This is a genomic window from Roseicyclus sp. (genome assembly GCF_965662675.1).
In the GTDB taxonomy this organism is placed as follows: Bacteria; Pseudomonadota; Alphaproteobacteria; order Rhodobacterales; family Rhodobacteraceae; genus Roseicyclus.
In genome coordinates this window covers 1-2,558 of sequence record NZ_CBFIIK010000172.1, presented here as the reverse complement: position 1 = coordinate 2,558, position 2,558 = coordinate 1, and the positions used below count along the sequence as shown (strand labels likewise).

The following is a 2,558-nucleotide window of genomic DNA, read 5'->3' as shown; positions in this document are numbered from 1 at the left end:
AATCAAAGAACGCCCGCAAATCCGGGATGCCGTATTTCAGCATCGCGATGCGGTCGATGCCCATGCCGAAGGCAAAGCCCTGCCACTCGGCCGGGTCGATCCCGCCGGCCTGCAGCACCTTGGGGTGGACCATGCCCGAACCCAGCACCTCGAGCCAATCATTGCCTTCGCCCACCTTCACGGTGCCGCCTTCCCAAGAGCACTGGATATCAACCTCGGCCGAGGGTTCGGTGAAGGGGAAATGCGAGGCGCGGAAGCGGGTGCGGACATTCGTGCCGAAATAGGCGGAGAAAAACGATTCCAGCACCCATTTCAGATTGGCCATGCTGATATCGCGGTCGATCGCCAACCCCTCGACCTGATGGAACATCGGCGTGTGGGTCTGGTCGTAATCGGCGCGGTAGACGCGTCCGGGCGCGATCACGCGGGTGGGGGCGCCATGGGCCTCCATATAGCGGATCTGCACCGGGCTGGTGTGGGTGCGCAGCACATGGGGCGGGCGATCATCGCCGGGCGCGCGATGGGTGTAGAAGGTATCCATCTCGGCCCGCGCGGGGTGGTGGCCGGGAATGTTCAGCGCGTCGAAATTGTAGAAATCGGTTTCAATCTGCGGCCCCTCGGCGACGACGAAACCCATATCGGCGAAGATCGCGGTCACTTCTTCGGTCACTTGGCTGACAGGATGGATCGTGCCGATACGGCGGTGGCGCGCGGGCAGCGTCACATCCAGCCATTCGGCGCGCAGCCGTTCATCAAGTGCTGCATCCCCTAGCGCCGCTTTCTTGGCGGCGATGGCGGTCGTCACCTCATCCTTCAGCGCGTTGAGCGCGGGGCCAGCGATCTGGCGCTCTTCGGGCGACATGCCGCCCAGATCGCGCATCTTCAGGCTGATCTCGCCCTTTTTGCCAAGTGCCGCCACGCGCAGATCCTCGAGCGCGGCCTCATCCGCGGCCGCACCGATGCGCCCCAGCCAATCCGATTTCAGCTGATCGAAGTTCATGATCCGCGCCTCTTGCCCGCCAATTCCGCGCCCTCACCTATCACGGAAGGGCGCGATTGCAAGCCAGAGGGCTCAGGTGCCGTCCTTGCCCGCAAAGGCGGATTTGCGCCCCCGCACCTCTAGCGCGCGACGCGAGAGCGTGACCTTGCCGTTTTTCGCATAGACGGTCGCGGGCGGCTCGGCCTTCACCCGCTTCTCCAGAACGGTGATCGAATCGTAGAAGCGAACCGAATGCAGCTCCTTGGCGATCGGATCGAAGGGGAACAGCGTGTCTTGATCGGTGTACCAGCTGTGCATCCGGTCGGTCAGGCGCTTGGCATATTCGATCCAGCTCGCCTCGTTGCGGTAGCCGCCGCCGAACCCCGGCCAGTAGGAGGTGTGGCAATCCTCCACCATGTAGAGCCCCCCGTCGGCCAGATGCGGCCAAAGATTCTCGAAACTTGCCACCTGATGCGCGCAGACATGGCTGCCGTCATCCAGGATCACATCGAAAGGCCCATGCTGCGCCGCCAGATCCGCCAGAAATGCCGGATCGGCCTGGTTCCCGATCTCGACATGCGTGCCGGGAAGCGCCAGCGCCGCGCAGGCCGGATCGATATCGACGAAACACAGCCGCGCATCTTCGGCAAAGAACGCCTTCCACATCGGGATGGACCCGCCCCGGAACACCCCGATCTCGAGAAACGAGATCGGCCGCGCCCGGAACCGCGTCAATTCGCGGGTGTAGATATCGAAATACTGGGTCCATTTCGACAGCAGGCGGTCATCGGTCGTCTTTAAGTACTCGTTAAAGAAATTGCCCAAATCTTTACCCTTCGGAAACGAAAATCCCCGCCGGACCATCGCCCGGCGGGGGTTTGAAATCAATGACGGGCAGCGGCCATCCGTACCGCGCACCACCCGAGACAGGGGCCCACGGTCCGCCGGACTTGCCCCAAAGCAACGTTCCCGGTTAGCCTGACAACTCGGTTAACGAGTTTAGGAGTCAAGCATATGAACAGACGTGCATTCATCTTCACCGGTTTGATCGCCCTGCCTATTCTGGCCGCCGGGTGCCAGACGACGCAAGACGCCGCAAGCGCCCCGGGTTTTGCCGACCTTGCCGGCACCTACACGGGCACTCAGGTCCGCCGCGACGGATCGACCCGTCCGATGCGCATCACCGTCGCGGCCGACGGCAGCTATACATGGGTCAGCAATGGCGAGACCATAACGGACGGGCGCCTGTCGCGCAGCGGCGGCGGCTTGCGTTACACCAACACGGCAGGCTCGCGTGGGACCGTTGCGGCAAGCCAGAACCAATTGGTATTCCAGAATACTTTCACGGGAAACAATTATACGGTCACCGTCACCCGGTGATCTCCCGCGCATGGGGCCCCGCTCCCGCGCCACACGCCGAAACGAAAATGGGCTGCCAAAAGGCAGCCCATTTTTTTTGGTCATCGGCAGCGCCTCAGAGTGCGGCGCGCGCCTGTGCGACGATCGCGCCGAAAGCCTCGGGCTCATGGATCGCCAGATCGGCCAGAACCTTACGGTCCACCTCGATCCCGGCAAGCGC

The 2,558-nt window shown here is 62.9% G+C and carries 3 protein-coding genes and 1 pseudogene; 1 reads left to right on the top strand and 3 read right to left on the bottom strand.

The window, feature by feature from the left end:
• Positions 1 to 1,000, bottom strand: a 1,000-nt coding sequence (gene pheS, locus ACTG4J_RS15170; protein WP_439140571.1) for a phenylalanine--tRNA ligase subunit alpha, incomplete at its 3' end; no start/stop codon positions are given.
• Between the two features lie 72 nt (positions 1,001 to 1,072).
• A complete protein-coding gene (locus ACTG4J_RS15165; protein ID WP_439140570.1) occupies positions 1,073 to 1,804 on the bottom strand; it encodes a class I SAM-dependent methyltransferase in 732 nt (243 codons plus the stop codon).
• Positions 1,805 to 1,993: 189 nt separating this feature from the next.
• Between ACTG4J_RS15165 and ACTG4J_RS15160 the strand changes: the two genes are divergently transcribed.
• Positions 1,994 to 2,359 (top strand): hypothetical protein, encoded by a 366-nt coding sequence (locus ACTG4J_RS15160; protein ID WP_439140569.1) that lies wholly within the window; start codon positions 1,994 to 1,996, stop codon positions 2,357 to 2,359.
• Positions 2,360 to 2,453: 94 nt separating this feature from the next.
• Here the strand turns inward: ACTG4J_RS15160 and rplT are convergent.
• Positions 2,454 to 2,558, bottom strand: a pseudogene (rplT, locus tag ACTG4J_RS15155) (50S ribosomal protein L20); the annotation flags it as partial.